The organism is Methylobacterium mesophilicum, from assembly GCF_022179445.1.
Classification (GTDB): domain Bacteria; phylum Pseudomonadota; class Alphaproteobacteria; order Rhizobiales; family Beijerinckiaceae; genus Methylobacterium; species Methylobacterium mesophilicum.
This window is the reverse complement of record NZ_BPQU01000023.1, coordinates 44634-61493: the sequence shown is the minus strand read 5'-3', so window position 1 is coordinate 61493 and position 16860 is coordinate 44634. Positions and strand designations below refer to the sequence as shown.

At 61.2% G+C, this 16860-nt stretch carries 12 protein-coding genes and 1 pseudogene; 4 read left to right on the top strand and 9 right to left on the bottom strand.

What is annotated here, in order from left to right:
* Positions 1-62: 62 nt before the first annotated feature.
* The 4 genes from MFF40_RS20345 to galE form a co-directional block, all read right to left on the bottom strand.
* Positions 63-1796, bottom strand: a complete 1734-nt coding sequence (locus tag MFF40_RS20345) for a type I secretion system permease/ATPase (protein ID WP_238261975.1) — start codon at positions 1794-1796, stop codon at positions 63-65.
* 1311 nt (positions 1797-3107) lie between these two features.
* Positions 3108-4538: a mannose-1-phosphate guanylyltransferase/mannose-6-phosphate isomerase gene (locus MFF40_RS20340; protein WP_147898303.1), complete on the bottom strand. Its 1431-nt coding sequence runs from the start codon at positions 4536-4538 to the stop codon at positions 3108-3110.
* A gap of 61 nt (positions 4539-4599) precedes the next feature.
* Positions 4600-5742 carry a glycosyltransferase gene (locus MFF40_RS20335; protein WP_147898304.1) on the bottom strand — a complete coding sequence of 381 codons (1143 nt, stop codon included), beginning with the start codon at positions 5740-5742 and terminating at the stop codon, positions 4600-4602.
* Positions 5743-5802: 60 nt separating this feature from the next.
* Entirely contained in the window at positions 5803-6795 is a 993-nt protein-coding gene (galE, locus tag MFF40_RS20330) for a UDP-glucose 4-epimerase GalE (protein ID WP_147898305.1), read from the bottom strand.
* Between the two features lie 709 nt (positions 6796-7504).
* On the opposite strand from galE, the gene MFF40_RS20325 reads away from it, so the two are divergent.
* The 3 genes from MFF40_RS20325 (at position 7505) to MFF40_RS20315 (ending at position 8902) form a co-directional block, all read left to right on the top strand.
* A complete protein-coding gene (locus MFF40_RS20325; protein ID WP_147898306.1) occupies positions 7505-8272 on the top strand; it encodes a sugar transferase in 768 nt (255 codons plus the stop codon).
* Between the two features lie 185 nt (positions 8273-8457).
* A complete protein-coding gene (locus MFF40_RS20320; protein WP_238261973.1) occupies positions 8458-8601 on the top strand; it encodes a hypothetical protein in 144 nt (47 codons plus the stop codon).
* A gap of 79 nt (positions 8602-8680) precedes the next feature.
* Positions 8681-8902 (top strand): hypothetical protein, encoded by a 222-nt coding sequence (locus MFF40_RS20315; protein WP_147898307.1) that lies wholly within the window; start codon positions 8681-8683, stop codon positions 8900-8902.
* Between the two features lie 35 nt (positions 8903-8937).
* Here MFF40_RS20315 and terL read toward each other — a convergent pair whose 3' ends face one another.
* The 3 genes from terL to MFF40_RS20300 are packed head-to-tail and all read right to left on the bottom strand — an operon-like array spanning position 8938 to position 12387.
* Positions 8938-10482 carry a phage terminase large subunit gene (terL, locus tag MFF40_RS20310; RefSeq protein WP_238261991.1) on the bottom strand — a complete coding sequence of 515 codons (1545 nt, stop codon included), beginning with the start codon at positions 10480-10482 and terminating at the stop codon, positions 8938-8940.
* Between the two features lie 2 nt (positions 10483-10484).
* Positions 10485-11021: a DUF5681 domain-containing protein gene (locus MFF40_RS20305; protein ID WP_147898309.1), complete on the bottom strand. Its 537-nt coding sequence runs from the start codon at positions 11019-11021 to the stop codon at positions 10485-10487.
* A 10-nt stretch (positions 11022-11031) separates the two neighbouring features.
* Positions 11032-12387: a DNA modification methylase gene (locus tag MFF40_RS20300; protein ID WP_238261971.1), complete on the bottom strand. Its 1356-nt coding sequence runs from the start codon at positions 12385-12387 to the stop codon at positions 11032-11034.
* A 914-nt stretch (positions 12388-13301) separates the two neighbouring features.
* Between MFF40_RS20300 and MFF40_RS20295 the strand changes: the two are divergent.
* Positions 13302-14427: pseudogene (locus tag MFF40_RS20295) on the top strand (IS630 family transposase).
* A 33-nt stretch (positions 14428-14460) separates the two neighbouring features.
* Here MFF40_RS20295 and MFF40_RS20290 read toward each other — a convergent pair.
* Positions 14461-14865 (bottom strand): HNH endonuclease signature motif containing protein, encoded by a 405-nt coding sequence (locus MFF40_RS20290; RefSeq protein ID WP_147898311.1) that lies wholly within the window; start codon positions 14863-14865, stop codon positions 14461-14463.
* Positions 14865-15308 carry a hypothetical protein gene (locus MFF40_RS20285; RefSeq protein ID WP_238261969.1) on the bottom strand — a complete coding sequence of 148 codons (444 nt, stop codon included), beginning with the start codon at positions 15306-15308 and terminating at the stop codon, positions 14865-14867. Before MFF40_RS20285 ends, MFF40_RS20290 begins: the two co-directional genes overlap by 1 nt.
* Between the last annotated feature and the right edge of the window lie 1552 nt (positions 15309-16860).

Genomic DNA, 16860 nt, shown 5'->3' with positions numbered 1-16860 from the left:
GGCATTCATGTCGCGCTTTCGTGAAAACAATGGTTTATTTGAATGGTATCGAGATCACTGCCTTAAAATCTGTTGTTAACAGAAACTGCAGCTGGTTTCAACACATGGTTGAGAACCTGATCTTTGGGTCCGATAGCATGAATCCGACCGTCACTCAACATTAGTATAAGATCGATAGCGACGAGCGCAGATGGACGATGGGCAATTACAATACAGATACCGCCACGCGAGCGAACGCCAAGGATTGCGTCAGTTAGGGCGTTTTCGCCCTCGGCGTCGAGGTTTGCGTTAGGTTCGTCGAGAATGACAAGAAAAGGGTCTCCATAGAGTGCTCGCGCTAGTCCAACTCGCTGACGCTGGCCAGCTGAAAGACCAGAACCCCGCTCGCTAATACGTGTGTCGTAGCCTTGAGGTAAGCGCAAAATCATTTCGTGGACACCTGCCGCTCGCGCAGCCGTAACCGTTGCCTCCGGAGGGGCGGATGGATGGAAACGAGCGATGTTTTCAGCAATCGTCCCGGCGAATAGTTCGATTTCTTGAGGTAGGAAACCGACATGTTCACCGAGATCGTCGGCGGTCCATTGGGCTAACTCCGCGCCGTCAAGACGGACTTCTCCATGCACCGCTGCCCAAACACCTACCAAGGCCCGCGCCAAACTCGTCTTGCCCGAAGCTGAAGGGCCGATAATGCCCAGCCCCTGCCCCGCCTTGAGACTAAAGCTTACATTTTGAACTGTTAAGCGCCGGCTACCGGGAGGCGCAATGCTTAAATTCATTACGTCAAGTGTTTGACGGGGTGCTGGAATTGCATGGGGGGGCGTTTCGACTGGAAACTGGTTGAATAGGCCCGATAGTCGCATCCATGACTGTCGGGCCTGAACGAAACTCTTCCAATTGGCAATAGCGAGTTCTGCTGGAGCTAAGGCACGGGCGACTAGTATAGTGGAAGCGATGATGATACCGGCGCTCGCCTGTCCATTAATTACGAGATAAGCGCCCAATGCCAATACAGCCGATTGCAAAGCGATACGAAAAATTTTTGATGTCGCGCCGAAACTTCCAGCGACATCGGAGATTTTTTGTTGATCTTGCATGTAATCATAATTAATTCTTCCCCAGCGAGCCGCAAAGCGCTCCTGCATGCCTAATGCAGCGATTACCTCGGCGTTGCGGCCTCCAGCCTCCGCCAAACTGTTACGCTGGGATCCCTTCGTTGTCGCGGTCAGCGCTGGAGTACGAGTGGCGCGATCCGTGAGCAACGCAAAGATGGCCAGTACTGCAACGCCGATTATAGCAGCTATGCCGATCAATGGATGAAATAAGATACAAATTACCAGGTAAATTGGCATCCAAGGCAGATCAAAAAAAGCGGACGGTCCAGATCCTCCAAAGAACGCGCGTATTGTTTCAAGGTCGCGCAGAGGCAAAAGACCGTCGCCATGGGTTGCCTCCTTTTTAAGGGGCGCTCGCACCATAATATTGAAGACACGTGCACTGAGAGCTTCATCGAGGGCCATACCAACCCGGGTTAGTATCCGAGTACGCAGGATCTCGATAGCGCCCTGAAAGCTGTAGAGGACAAACGCAAGTGTACACAGACCTAATAAGGTAGGCATGGAACGGCTGGGAATAACGCGATCATAGACCTCGAGCATAAAAAATGAGCCAGTCAGATAAAGTAAGTTCAGTAGGCAGCTCATCACCGCCACACCAATGAACGCTGATCGACAGCGTGTCAGAGCTGCCCGTATTTCAATGGACCCTTTATACGCCATCACGATTTTATCTGCTCTCATCGCTCAATCGACGCCGTTTTTAACAGATTTTTCGTTAAAATTTTAATGAACATATTCTGGATCTTGGTCCGAATTATTCCGTGCATACCGCGCTTTTGGCTTGATTTTCATGCAAAAGTCTTAACTGCAAGTAAATCAGCTTGGATGTCGCAGCAGCGTCGGTTTCATTACCACTTTGGCTTATTATACAATGGGTATCATAAGGCGTATTTTAGGTCTCGTGGCCGAATTTGCGTTTGTGAAGAAAGCTTGCTTGGACTCACCTCAATTTCACTTTTGACGGCATGAGAAGCCCCCTCCCCCAGTAAAATTGAAAGCCGTAAGATCTAATTTCGCGGTCCATTTGTAATATAATTCTCATAACATATCGATCAAAGCTTGAGATTCTTTCGTAGCAGGCGCCATAGGTAAATCGGAAGTAAAATACCGAAAGGAAATAGCGCTGGTTAGTCGTCGCTTAGAAGGGTCGTCGAGCGTTGTACGGCGCCTGACGTGGGCATCGATAAGGGCTTGCGGGTACACGCCCGCCAAAGGTCTTTAGCATCCATAAGTGGATCGTAGCGTTCGTGCTAATCAAAATCGTGATCCTTCTCCGTCGAATCGCAGTGCATTTCTCAAGATGCAAGACATGAGTTTTGTTGTCTGTACGAGACAGGTGCCCGATACGGGCCTCAAGTTCAGGGTTGAACAATGTGGCGTCGAATCTCGGTCTTGCTAACTACAGACAGTAGCGTACAAGCTGTTGTTTCTTGTCAAGTTGCCGCCGCGTGAGCCGACGGATGAGTTTGTTCCTCGGCGCATAAGGGTGCTTCTATAGTCGTTTCAACGAACCGTCTTATTTCTTTGCAAAGCCGCAGTTAATGCCGAGCACGAGTCGTGGTGCTCGCCGAGGCTCAAACGCCGACCTAAACATACCCTTTCTGCGGACTCGGGCTGCAAACTTGTCTGACGACTTGCAGTCCTGCCGTGTCACGAGGTTCGCCAATTACAATATTCGGTTCGCGTCGCCTATTGTTTTCTCGGATCGTCCCGAACTTACAGACAGCATGGGGAATCCAAAATTCACGTGTGACCCATTGACAGAATTGGGCATTTGGATCGATAGACCGTCATAGAAGCCTGGTTTTACAAAAAATTTGTGACTTTATCCGGTTTTGGAATTCCGATCGACGGTGAGTGAGGCAGCTTTCCTTTATTTCAGATCTGACGTCGCATGGATTACTCGGCCGGAATTGTCTGGTTCTTGTTTTCACACGCTCGCTCAACGCCATTTTCTTTATTAGAACAATCCGCCCCAAAAGTGTATTTTACTTAGCGTCCGTAAATGTCCTCAACGCGAATGATATCATCCTCGCCTGTATAGGATCCAACCTGCACCTCGATCAGCTCAAGCGGGATTTTCCCAGGGTTGTTCAGCCGGTGCATCGAGCCGATCGGCAGATAGACTGCCTCGTTCTCGTGGACCAGCACAACCCGGTCGTCCACCGTCACCTCGGCGGTGCCGCGCACCACCACCCAGTGCTCGGCCCGGTGGTAGTGCTTCTGTAGCGACAGCCGCCCGCCCGGAACCACCTGGATCCGTTTCACCTGGAAGCGCTCGCCGATATCGATCCGCTGGTACCAGCCCCACGGCCGGTACATCCGCAAATGCGCGTCCGCCTCCGGCTCGTTCGAGGCCCGCAGGGCGTTGACCAGCTGCTTAACCTCGCCCGAGCGGGCTTTGGACGCCACCAGCACCGCGTCCGGGGTCGACACGACCACCACGTCCTCGAGCCCGACCACCGCGGTCAGGCCGCCGCCTTGGCTGTGGACCAGGCTATTCTTCGTCCCGATCAGCGACACCCGCCCCCGCACCGCGTTTCCCTCGGCGTCGTGGTCCAGCACCTGCCAAACCGCGTCCCAGGTCCCGACATCCGACCACGGGAACGACACCGGCAGCACGCCGGCGCGCGCCGTCTGCTCCATCACCGCGTAGTCGATCGAGATTTTCGGCGCCCGCGCGAAGGCCTCGGCATCCAGGCGCACGAAATCGAGGTCGGTCACGGCCGCGTCGAGCGCGGCGCGGGCGGCCTCGAGCACGTCCGGCACGAAGGCTTCGAGCTCGGCCAGCATCAAGTCGGCGCGGAACAGGAAGTAGCCCGAGTTCCACAGGGCGCCGTCCTCGATCAGCGCCTCGGCGCCGGCGCGGTCCGGCTTCTCGACGAACTTCTCCACCCGGGCGGCCCCGGGCGCTTCCGCGATCGGCGCGCCCCGGCGGATGTAGCCGTAATCGGAGGCCGGCCGGGTCGGCTCGATGCCGAGCGTCATGGTGTAGCCTGCCCGCGCGCCGACGGCTGCCGCCCGGGCGGCGTCGACGAAGGCCTGCGTGTCCGGCACGACGTGGTCGGCGGCCATGATCAGGACCACGGCCTGCGGGTCGATCGCTGCGGCGTGGAGGGCCGCCACCGCCACGGCGGCGGCGGAGTCGCGCCCCTGTGGCTCCAGCAGGATGTCGGCGCCGATCCCGAGTTGGCTGCACTGCTCGGCCACGATGAACCGGGCCTCGGCCGAGGCGATCACCGTGGGCTTGGCGAACACGGCCGTATCCGACACCCGCGCGAGGGTCGCCTGAAAGGTCGAGCGTTCCGCGTCCACCAGCCGGGCGAACTGCTTGGGCATGCTCTCGCGCGAAGCCGGCCACAGGCGCGTCCCCGTGCCGCCGCACAGGATCATGGGGTAGACTGCACCGACAGACTCAGACATCAAAATTAATCTTTCGCGCCAAGTTATAGGGTGGGCTTAAAACAAGACGGTCGACGCAACCTCAATTCAGAAGGTCGAGCTGTCCACCGGCCAGCGGGGGGCGATGACCCTGGTAACCCCTTGCGAGCACGCCGTCGATGAACTCACCCATCGCCGTGGAGAAGCGCTCGACGCTGAACTCTGAGGCCCGCTCGACGAGGGCCTCGGACCTCGGCGCGATGGCTTTGCAACGCTCGATCGCGGCGATCAAGGCGTCCACCGATTGTTCGTGGAAGAAGGTCCCGGTCACCCCCTCCTGGACGGTCTCCGTCGCGCCGCCCTTTCCGTATGCGATCACCGGCCGTCCGCTCGCCATGGCCTCCACGGGCACGATCCCGAAATCCTCCTCGCCGGGGAAGATCAGGGCCTGGCACCGGGCATAATGATGCTTCAACACCGCGAAGGGTTGCGGGCCGAGCATCGTGACGTGCGGGCCGGCCAGGCTCCGCAACTCGCGCAGCATCTCGCCGCCACCGATCACCACGAGGGGCTTCTGCAGGCGGTTGAACGCTTCGATGGCCAGTTCTGGGCGCTTGTAGCGGACCAGCTCGCCGACCATCAGGTGGTAATCGCCGCGTTCCTGCTCGGGAACGGGACCGAACGCATCAGTGTCGACCGGGGGATAGATGACGGTGGCGCTGCGCCGGTAATAGGTCTCGATCCGGCGCGCCACGGTCGCCGAATTCGCCACGAACTCGTGGACCCGGCTCGCCGAGATCGCATCCCAGTTCCGGATGTAATGCGCGGCCGGCGGCATCAGCAGGCGGTTCAGGAACCCCGTCCGCTCGCGGTAATCGTGGAACATGTTCCAGACGTAGCGCATCGGGGAATGGCAGTAACAGATATGGGTCGCGTTCGAGGGCGGGATGATGCCCTTGGCCGGCCCGGATTCGCTGCTGATCACGAGATCGTACCCGCGCAGGTCGAGCTGCTCGAGGGCCATCGGCATCAGCGGCAGATAGGATTTATAGCGCGTCGCGGAGAACGGGAGCCGGCCGATGAACGAGGTCTGGATACGGTGGGCCTTGATGACGGGCGAGATCGAATCCGGGGCGTAGGCGTGGGTGAAGATATCGGCCTGGGGATACATCTTGCACAGGGCTTCGACGACTTTCTCACCGCCGCGCATGCCCACGAGCCAATAATGTACGATTGCAACTCTCATTCACGCATCCTCTGCCAGGATTCATATCTTGAGTCCTGTATTACCACGCTTTAGCGTCGATTAGATCCGATTGCGCGTACTGAGTTTGTCCTCCCAGGCCAGCGCCTGGGCCACGATGGCGTCGAGGTCGTCGTGGCGGGGCTGCCAGCCGAGCCGCGACCGGATCCGGCCCGCCTCGGCCACGATCCGGGCCGGGTCGCCGGGCCGGCGCGGGCACAGCCGCACGTCGAAGTCCCGCCCCGAGATCCGCTTGACCACCTCGATCACCTCCAGCACCGAGTAGCCGCGCCCGTAGCCGCAATTCAGCGTCAGGCTTTCGCCGCCCCCGCGCAGGTGATCCAGCGCCACCCGGTGCGCCTCGGCCAGGTCCGAGACCTGGATGTAGTCGCGCAGGCACGAGCCGTCCGGGGTCGGGTAGTCCGTCCCGTACACGTCGAGCCGTTCGCGCCGGCCGAGCGCGGCCTGGGTCGCCACCTTGATCAGGTGCGTGGCGTCCGGGGTCGATTGCCCGGAACGCCCGGCCGGGTCGGCGCCCGCGACGTTGAAGTAGCGCAGCACCACGTAGGTGAAGCCGTGCGCCGCCGCCGCGTCGGCGATCATCCACTCGCTCATCAGCTTGGAGCGGCCGTAGGGGTTGATCGGGTTGAGCGGCAGGTCCTCGGGCACCGGCACCACCTCGGGCTCGCCGTAGACGGCCGCGGTGGAGGAGAAGATCACGTGGCGCACGCCCGCGCGGGTGGCGGCCTCGATCAGGGCACGGGTCTTGACGGTGTTGGCCAGGTAGTAGCCCAGCGGGTCGGCCACCGAGTCCGGCACGACGATCCGGGCGGCGAAGTGGGCGAGCGCGTCGATCCGGTGCTGCAGGATGGTCTGGGTCACCAGCGCCTGGTCGGCGACGTCGCCGACCACGAGCTTGACGCCCTCCGGCACGGCCCAGTCGAAGCCGGTGGACAGGTCGTCCAGCACCACGATCTCCTCGTGGCCGGCATCCAGCAAAGCCAGAACCATGTGGCTGCCGATATACCCGGCCCCCCCCGTCACCAGAACCGCCATGTCGTCCGCTCCCCTACGGCTTCACGCTCAGATGTCCGACTGCCTATACAGAGCAATGAAGCGACTCCACCATCAGCATTTCTGCGAGGCGAGCGGCATGACGCTCTAAACCTGACCACCGCGACACTCGGCTGGGCTCCAAGCGTCCCACATCTGAGCGATCAGATCCCGCCTTCCGTTGCGCGGATGGGACGCCGTGAAGTGGCCTCATGCATGCAGGGACGAGGCCAACAAACTGCACGAGATGCAGGTTTAGACGTCGCCGTCAGGATGCAGCTCCGAACCTTCGAGTACGTAGTTTTTGTCAATTTGACCCTAGTGTTGGTCCCCTGGGGCCCTCGATGCCCCCACAAGCTGAACGTCGCCCGGGCTGGAGGTCTGGGCATCTGGGAGGCGGTAAACGGGACTGGAGATGTCGACCTCGCGTGCGTCGCACCAAAGAAACGGCGCCCTAACACCGGTCATCTCTATACCGACACTGTACCGATTTACGCCGAGACCTGATGGATGCCACCACCGCCCTCTCTCTCGCTTCGCCAATTCCGGACCTAATTTGCATGGATACATTACATATCTTCTCAATATAAACACACGCTAGACTGCGATTGGCCACATAGCCGAGCTTGTAACGGGGCTAATAGTTCGTTAGAAATGGCCACTAACAAGTCGTTAACTATCTCGTCGCCATCTCAATCCAGAAAGCCAATCCATGCTGCGCGAGGCCGGCTCTCCAGTTTCACACCTTGCCTCTGCGCCGCACCATAGGGTTGAGATGTCGAACGTGGCCGGTCAGGTGAGCGAGGCAGCCGAGGCTGTGGCGGAAGCGGTGCTGCCGGAGACGCCGTTCGTGGCCCGTGGGCTTCGGCTGGATTGGGCGGCCAAGCGCGGGCTGGACATCGGGGTGGCGGCGACCGCGCTGTTCCTGCTGCTGCCGCTGATGCTGCTGATCGCCGTGCTGGTCTGGGCCGGCGACCGCAAGGCGCCGATCTTCCGGCACATGCGGCTCGGCCGGGACGGGCGCAGCTTCGGCTGCCTCAAGTTCCGCTCGATGGTCACGGACGGCGAGGTGGTGTTGGCTGCACACCTGGCCGCCAGCGCTGGGGCGCGGGCCGAGTGGGCGGCCACGCACAAGCTCTCCGACGACCCGCGCATCACAACCATCGGCCAGGTCCTGCGCAAGACCTCGCTCGACGAGCTGCCGCAGCTGTGGAACGTCCTGCGCGGCGAGATGAGCCTGGTCGGCCCGCGCCCGATCGTGCAGGCCGAGGTCGCCCGCTACGGCCGGGCGTTCGCGACCTGCTTTGCCGTGCCGCCCGGCGTCACCGGCCTGTGGCAGGTCTCGGGCCGTTCCGACACCAGCTACGCCGAGCGCGTGGCGCTCGACTTGGACTACGCCAGCCGCTGGAGCCTGCGCCGGGACATCGCCATCATGCTGCGCACCGTCCCGGCCGTGCTCGCCCAGCGCGGAAGCAAATAGCCCAGGCGTGCCCCGGCCTGCGCGTGCGCGCGGTGGTGCTGTCCGGAACGCGCATCCCGGGAACCGGGGTGCGGCGACCGGATTGCCGACGGGATCACGATGAAGGGCCTGCTGCTGAACGCGCTGCTCGGGGTGGGTCTCGGGCGGTTCGGCTCGGTTTGGGGCCTACCGGTGTTCCTGAGGTGGTGGCGGCTGAACTCGCCTATGGGTTACACATTCACAACCTGAGCGCGGGCGACAGCCTGCGGCGTGGCGCGGCGCTGCTGGTCTGCGGGCAACTCGGCTTTCTGCTCGGCGCCCTTCTGCGGCCGCTCCCGGGCGAGCGGTGAGGTGCCGGAGCTCGGCTTGGTCAACGAATTGCTAACCGAGGGGGCCGCGCCTGTGCCTGCGGTGGAGGGGGGTTCAGTCTTGGACGACAACGATCCGCACTGGGACGCCGACCCGATCTGGTACGACCGGGCCGAGCCGGAGGTTCTGCCGGGCCTGCTACTGAACGGTCTGGCGTATCTGGTCCTGCTGGTGCTGGCCGGGATGGCGGGCGTGATGCGGCTGTATCGGCTCCCGGACGCCCTGTGGTGCAGCACTGCCGACCAAATTAGACGCAGAACAACCCAGCCGCGTCTTTTCTGAAACAAATTTTTTTCCTTAAAGGCTTCGTACTTAGGTCATAGGATCACGTCACCAGGCTCCCAAGTGGCTGGAACTGAAATGAGGCGCGGCCGTTTTGATCCATCATCTGGGCTGTCCACAGCAAGATTTGCTGAAGAATTAGATCGAAGCTTCGGACGTAACCCCCGAATGCTTTCGCGGGTCCGCCTAACCCTTGGTTCAACCCGAGGCTGGCTCCCAGTCAAGTAATGCAGGGCATACGTGGTGGCATCTACCTGATCGTCGTGGCGACCATTCGGAAAAGCCAGCAATTCGCCGAGGTATTCGCCCAGCCACGGCGCATCAGTCGGGAGATGCACCTGACCTGCCTCAAACCGAGCTGATTGTGCCAACAGCCGCGTTTCCTTGTCGTGGCGCGGCTCGACCAAGATTGGTGCCAAGAGCTTTGTCCGACGCAGATCCTGCAGCAGCGCGTGCCCGAGTTGGGTTTTTTCGATCAACGTCACATTCGCATCCCAGCGCTTGCTCAGCGCCACAACCTCCCGACGCAACTCCCAAAACTCCCATCGCCCTCGGACCACGTCGAGGAGATAGTAATCCAGCCCCGCCGCACCCCAGACCGTGCCCACCGACCAATCGCTCGACTCGGACAGCGTCGAGGCGGTATCCCAGGAGGCCACGATCCGATCGAAGCGGCTAGGGGGCATGTCGTACCTGCGCAGCCACGAGCGCTGGATCACATTACCACCAATAGGCGCAGGGTCCTGCTGGTACTGTGCCTGGAAGGTCAGCGAGCCCTGGGCGCGCCGCATCTGCTCTAAAACCGCCATCGGCTCGCGCTCGGCATGCAACAACTCACCGACCCGACGCCGGTACACGTCCCCGGGCACATCACTGAGTCGATGACAGGTATCCTCCGTCGCGATCGCGGGCAGTGACACCATCTCCCAGTCATCTCGTTCACGGACATGGCCGACGAGGTCGTCGACATGAAGTCGCTGCATCACGATGACAATGGCACCGCGGCGCTTGTCGTTCAGGCGCGTGAGCAAGGTGTTGTCGAACGCCTCGTTGACCCGCCGACGCTCGGCCTTTGAGAACGCGTCCACCGCTTTGATCGGATCGTCGATCACGATGAGATCGGCGCCGCGCCCGAGCACCGCCCCACCCATACCAGCCGCGAACACCGAGCCGCGCAACGTCGTCGTTAATTCGAGGTCGCGGGGCCTGGAGCCCGTCAGCCGGAAACCCGGGAACGCCTGGCCAAACCACGGACTCTGCGCCACTAGGCGTCGATCAAGGCTGAACTTTCGGGCCAGATCCTCGGTATGCGAGATGCAGATCACGCGCCGACCCGGGTCGTGACCCAGCGCGAACATCGGGAAGGCGACGCTGGCGATGATCGACTTGCCCGAGCGCGGCGGTACGTTGATGATCAACCGGCTCACCTCACCGCAAAGCACCCGCTCGAGGGCCCAGCACAAGTGTTCGTAGTGCCAGTTCGACGCGAACGGTGTTCCCGGCTCGAGCGTCGCGAAGGCCTGCTCGACGAAGGTGACTAAGTCCGTGCGTAGCGCGACCGACATCATGGCGGCGGACATGATCACGGCGTTTGCTCCGAATCGGACCCGGGCCCCGGATTGTCGTTGTCGCTCGCGTCTGTGTTTGCTGCATCTGCCAGCGAGAGTTCGGCGAGTATCTGACGTCGAATCCGGATGTAGTAATTCTGGTACATAGCCTCACTTTGCGCTGGGTCTACGTTCGTCTGGTCAGCAACGGCCACCGCCTCGTGCTCCGCCACCAGCTTAAAGACCTCCTTGCCAACACGCGGATTAGTCATCGCCTCGCGGCACATTGAACGAAACACCACCTCGCTGCATGACATCTCAGTCTGCCTCCCTCCACGATTGAGCGGGACAGGCTCGTTCAAGACGCGCTTCATCATCGCGACGAAAGGCTCAGGCTGCTTGCGGGGCCGCCCCCTCGGGTTACCGGACTGCCCCCGCGAAAAGCGGCCTCCGCCGGTACGGGCGGGCTTTGGCCGTGCAACACCTTCAGCATCCGCGCAGTAACTCTGGGGCGCGAGATCTTCATCGCGTGCGACGACATTGTCATTCGACTCGATCGGCTCATCGGACATTGCGACCTCCTCACGCGTCCGACGCGACGGCCGCGGCCGGCTGCTGGGCCGATGGCTCGTGTGCCCGCTGCTGAGCCTCCTCCGCGAAGGTGAGTCCCGTGCCTGCATGGCGCGCGGGCGCCCCCGTCAGAGCTTCCATCCGCCGGACGGCAACGTCGACGTAGATCGGGTCGAGCTCTATACCGTACCCGATCCGGCCGGTGCGATGGGCTGCGAGCAGGGTCGTACCCGACCCGCAGAACGGGTCGAGGATCAGGCCGCCGCGGTTCGAGGTGTCGAGCAATGCGTCTGCGATCAGCCCGACCGGTTTCACAGTCGGGTGGAGGGCCAACGCCTCCTCCCGCCCGCGCCCGAACCCGTTCAGCCCTGGCGCTGACCAGATCGTAGTGCGGTTGCGCCCATGCCGACCCAACGCGATGTTGTTGATGTGCCGAGCCCGCCCGTGCTTCATCACCAGCACGAATTCAGTTTGCTGCCGATAGAGCGAGCCCATTCCACCTACGCCTTTATCCCAGACGCAGGTCGTGAGCTGGGTCAGACCAGCGCCCCGCGCGGCGGTCAACAGTGGGAGCATCCCGCGCGCATCGATGAACATCTCGGCGATCGCACCGTCCTCGAGATGTGGGACCATTGCACCGAGGAAGCCCTCGAAGAACACGGTCGCCTCAGCATCACCCATACCGGAGCCTTCGACGAATTCCCCGTGCCTGCCGCTGGCGTAACCGCGAATGGCACACCCATAGGGCGGATCCGTCGCTAACTTCTGGACGCGCTGGCTGGCGAGCACGGCGTCGTAGCTCTCACCGGCACGGGCGTTTCCACACAACAGCCGGTGACTGCCGGTAAACTCCCAGATATCCCCGAGGCGCGAGACTGCGGTCGCCGGTACCTCTGGAAGGGCGTCGGTTGAGTCGGTGCCGTCGATGCAGGACGACGTCAGGGCTAAATCAATCTCCGGCAAATTGAACCCGGTGAACGCGACGAGATCGGGTTCAACAGCGAGCAGGTGCGCGAACTCGCTCGCAAGGGCTTCGGAGTCCCAGGTAGTACTTACGGCGACCCGATTAAGCGAGAGGCGGAGAACTTTGACCTCGTTGTCTGACAGATGATCGATGATAATCGTGGGCAATGTCGGGTGTCCAAGCCTCCGACAAGCTTCATAGATAGCGTGGCCGTCGATGATCGTACCATCAGAAGTCACGAGAACAGGCACGACGCAGCCAAACCGCTCGATGTTGGCGGCGAGGCGTTCGACCTGTCCCTTGCCGCGCCTGCGCAGTGGGCGATCAAGTGGCCGAAGTGCCGTGATCGGCTGGTAAATGATGGCAATGGCCGGCGCCGCCCCGGACGGCCCGGTGTCGAGCACCGCGCGAGCGGTGTTAACGTGCGCGCCACGTTGACGGACTGGGATTGGTTTTTGGGTAGACATTGAGCTCTAGACCTGCATCAGACGAGTGAGTGACCGCAGGAACGCGAGCAACGACAAAACGCTGGGGTTGGACCCAACGAGCCGAAACCGTTCCCCGCTGCCACATCGCTCGCCGAACACGGACGGAGCTGGGCTGCCGCCTCCTGCACCTAAGGAGGAGTTAAACCGAAAGGCTTACGCTGCAGCACTTCCCAAAGCGGACGGCTGGCGAATGCTTTCCAATCCCCGCCGAAGCGGGGCAACACCATTAGTAATCAAATCCGCGCCTTGGCGTCAATGGCGCTTTCCGGAAAGCCTTCCCGCTTATCTATCGAACGCGTTAGCCCTCAGACGCGGATCGACGATAAAACAGAACGGCCGTTGAGGTACGAATTGCTCGAAGCTGAGATGGGCTCAAATTCGGGGACTTGCTTCAAAAGATGCCCTGCTCCCCAAGCGCAGACAGACGCGATCGAGCCAGCCCTACTCCATATACTAATCGGCCGGCACCGGGAACAATTCAATCGAATTTTACCGAAGATACCCATCCGCATCCTACATATCAGATAAATAGTGGTGATGGTAGCCTAGACCTCGAACCTAGTCCTCGGCTATGGCCAGGCACGTTCAGGGCAAGTATAGCTCGGCTTCAATAGCCCAGACTGACTCGGCGGATCGACGGCGAGACGGGGCAAAAATTTTTTTGACCTCGGACACCAGAGCTGCGATCAAAAGTTAAATTCTGGAAGCAGGTATTACGTTGACAGGCGTCACTCGTACGGGCGACCCCGCGCACTTTCTCGACCAGAATGAAACGTTTTATACCGCCCCTCGTTAAGCGCGACTCACGGGGTAGCATCAGCGGCTGAGGGGTGATTCTATCTTCGGGTTTGGAGCCCGAGGAGGATGTCATGGCTGCTCCGGTACCGCTGCGGTCAGGCTTTGACGCTGACGGCCTGCGCACCTTGGCCAGGTGCGCGCGTGATCCCGCCCAAACACGGCGCCTGCTGGCTTTGTCGGCGATCTATGCGGGCGGCTCGCGCTCGGCCGCTGCCGCTTTCGGCGGGGTTGGGCTTTAGACGGTGCGGGACTGGGTCGTGGCGTTCAACGCGCACGGTCCGAGCGGGCTGATCGGCGGCAAGGCGCCTGGAACTCGCCCGCGCTTGAACGTCAAGCAGCGGGAGGCGCTGCGCGCGTTGATTGAGCAGGGGCCGATGCCGGCCGCCCACGGGGTGGTGCGCTGGCGGCTGGTCGATCTCGTCCAGATCCTGTTCGAGGATCACGGCATGTCGGTGTCCGAGCAGACGCTGAGCCGGGTCCTGCGAGCCTTGGGCTACCGCAAGCTCTCCGCCCGCCCGGCGCCATCACGCCCAGGGCACGGACGCCACCCCGGCTTTTTAAAAGCCTCCCCCGCCCGCATGGCGGAGATCGCGCAGGCCGTCGGCGGCAAGCCGATAGAGATCTGGTTCGCCGACGAGGCTCGGGTCGGCCAGAAGAACACCATCACCCGCCGCTGGGCCAAGCGCGGCACGCGACCTGCGGCGCCGAAGGACCAACGCACCGCCTCCGCCTACATCCCTCATCCTGAGCCTGTCGAAGGATGGCGCGATTTGCCCCGCCCGCGGCAAAGGGGCCGGCCTCGTCATGCCCCGCTGCACCACCGAGGCGATGGCGTTGCATCTCGAAGAGATCGCCCAGGTCGTCGCCACCGGTGCGCACCCCGTCCTGCTGCTCGGTCGAGCGGTCTGGCACACAACCAAGAAACTCGTCGTGCCCGCCAACATCACCCTATTGCCCCTGTCGGCTCGCTCCCCCGAACTGAACCCCGTGGAGAACCTCTGACAATTCATGCGCGACAACTGGCTCGGCAACCGCGTCTTCAAATTCTACGCTGACATCCTCGACCACTGCTGCCACGCCTGGAATACCCTCATCGACCGACCCCGGCGCATCATCTCTATAGGACTGCGCGCCTGGCTCATGGGTTCTGATCAATGAAAATCGGTATTACTCGACCAGAATGAAAGGTCTCTACGGGTCCCTCGATCGGTCTCGTCTGTCAAGACGCTTCCCCGTATAGCGACAGATGACGCCACCACCGATCAGACGCTTGAACGGGCTGGCTTTGCTGCCAGGCAAGGAACGCCGTCTCGGGTCGGCAATGCCCAGATGCCGATCGCGCATCCGGTGCACCCGCGCGATCACGCCGACATCCAGCACCGTCTTGGCGGCGTGACACGGCCGGCACAGCACCTGGCAATTCTCGAGGGACGCATCGTCGACCAACGCGGCCGGCACGATATGGTCGTAGTCGAACCACCCAGTCTGCAAGGTGCAGGGGCAACGGCCGCCGTTCACGAGCACGCCTTCGCATCGCCCGTCCGCACGTGCGAGGGCGGCACGAAGCACCGCCTTGCTGAACTCGCGCCGGGGCATCACGCCACCCCCATGGCCGCGGACAAGGCGGGCCCACCGAGGTCAGCCGCGATCGCATGACGTTCAGCCTTGTTTCCTGCCAACCGGTAAGCGTGCAGTTCGCGCGCTCCAAGCGTGGCGCAGGCGGCCAGCCAGCCCAGAAAACCTGGATCCCCAGGGTCGCAGGCCCGGACAGCGACGATTGAAGCCTGCGCTTGGGCATCACGGGCAACGGCGAGGACGACTGCGGGGTCGTCTGCGACCAAATCGACGGTATCGAGCGGCTGGATCACGACGACATAACGCCGGCTCGAGGATCCGCGCCAAGCGCTCATCGGCAGGAGGCACGCGCCGCGCAGGCCCGCGCTGGTGCGCAGACGTTCTTCGCGAACCGCCGAACGGACGGTGCGATCAGATTTCAAGTCGCGCAGAGCGGCGGCCCAGGAGATGCTGCGGTTCGACATGCTCGCACTCACGTCCGCGGGGCGGCAAACGATGCGGCAGGTAGGCTCGCTGTCGAGCCTGGGCACGGAAGCTGCGCCGAATGTCCGACATGGGCGGCGGGGGAAAAGATAATCTGAATGAAAAATGGAGTTTGCATAGCGCGCCTCGGGCTCGTGACGGGACTAGCCCCGCCACTGCCTTGGCCCCGCACATGCCCAATGGGCTTGCGGGGTAACGCGATCGGTCGGATGCCCTTGCCCGCTCCCGGGAAGCTCGCTTCGACTCACGGCAGCCGGCTGCTTCGTGACGTGACTATTCACGCTCCAATCGCTCAAGCAGTCCAGTGGAATATGCTATTTGCCGACATGAAATCAGTCGGCGATTGTCCAGATACCCTCTCCGAGCATACGGAATCACCGGTTCGCGAACAAAATTTGCGGACGAAGTGCTGAGAGAAGCCCGTTAAGACGACAGACATAACGAGCATCATTACACATAACTCACAAATATCGATTATAATCAAAATCAGAATATCCATGCGCACAAAACATCGCGGATGATTTTTAAAATTTGACAGAAAGGACAATTTAAAATTTGCGGCACCGGTCGATGATAAAGAGGCATGCCACGACGATACAATCGTAGAAGCGGTTATTGCATCTGAATTTCCACAGGTCTCTACAATAAGTTTTCTAAAAACACCGGTATGAGTAGAGGCGCTAGGCAGCAGTTTGGGCAAGATGATGTTGTCTAGCACGACGATCTCGTGAGCCCTGTGTCAGCCCGCATCAGTATGGCGTAGGCCCGGGGCAAGACACTTTGGATAATCTGGGCCCTATGCAGGCTTATCGCCTACCTGTTCCACCGGGGTAGAACGGATTCGGCGGCCTTTCCCTTCTGAGGTTAGATCGCTTCAAAGATACAGGCATACGCCGTGTGCCAATCCTGGGGCGCCGAGGGCCGTGTCCCGCTGCATGTCTCACGTTGCGACTGGGTGCTCTTTTGACCGGCGCGAGCATCATCCTGCCATGACACCTTAATAGCCGTGCCCGGCGGCAGGCATACGCGAGCAGGCAAGTATGGATTGCATTCACGGCGGCGGACAGGTTTTTTGAACACGGACAGCGCAGCCAGTTCCTGCTCGTGGTGGCGAGGGCGGACCGTCAGCTTACGGAAGCCCATCTGCTTGATCGTGCAGCCAAGCGTGCTTTCGTCCAGCCTGCCCCCGAAGCTCGCGTAAATTCAGGCGGCGAGAGCTGTCTCGACGTGCGTACTACGTCGTATCGGTCAACGTTTGACCCACCCTCGATAACCCGTGTCAGCGCCTTTCGCTGTGCGGCGTCAAGCTTGGGCGCCTAGCGGCTGACCAGACCCGCCGTACCATCAGCGGTAAAGGCCAGCGCTCAGTAGCCCGTCGTCGGCAGGTCCACCGCGCTGGCTCCACGCTGCTTCCGCCGATGTAGACCGCAGCCAACGCCAAAAGCCGGAAGCTGTGGCCGACGCCCCAGCTTGCCCTGCCAGTCGCCTGAAAATATCAGAAGCAAAATTCTCGAGGCATGATACAGGACTAGA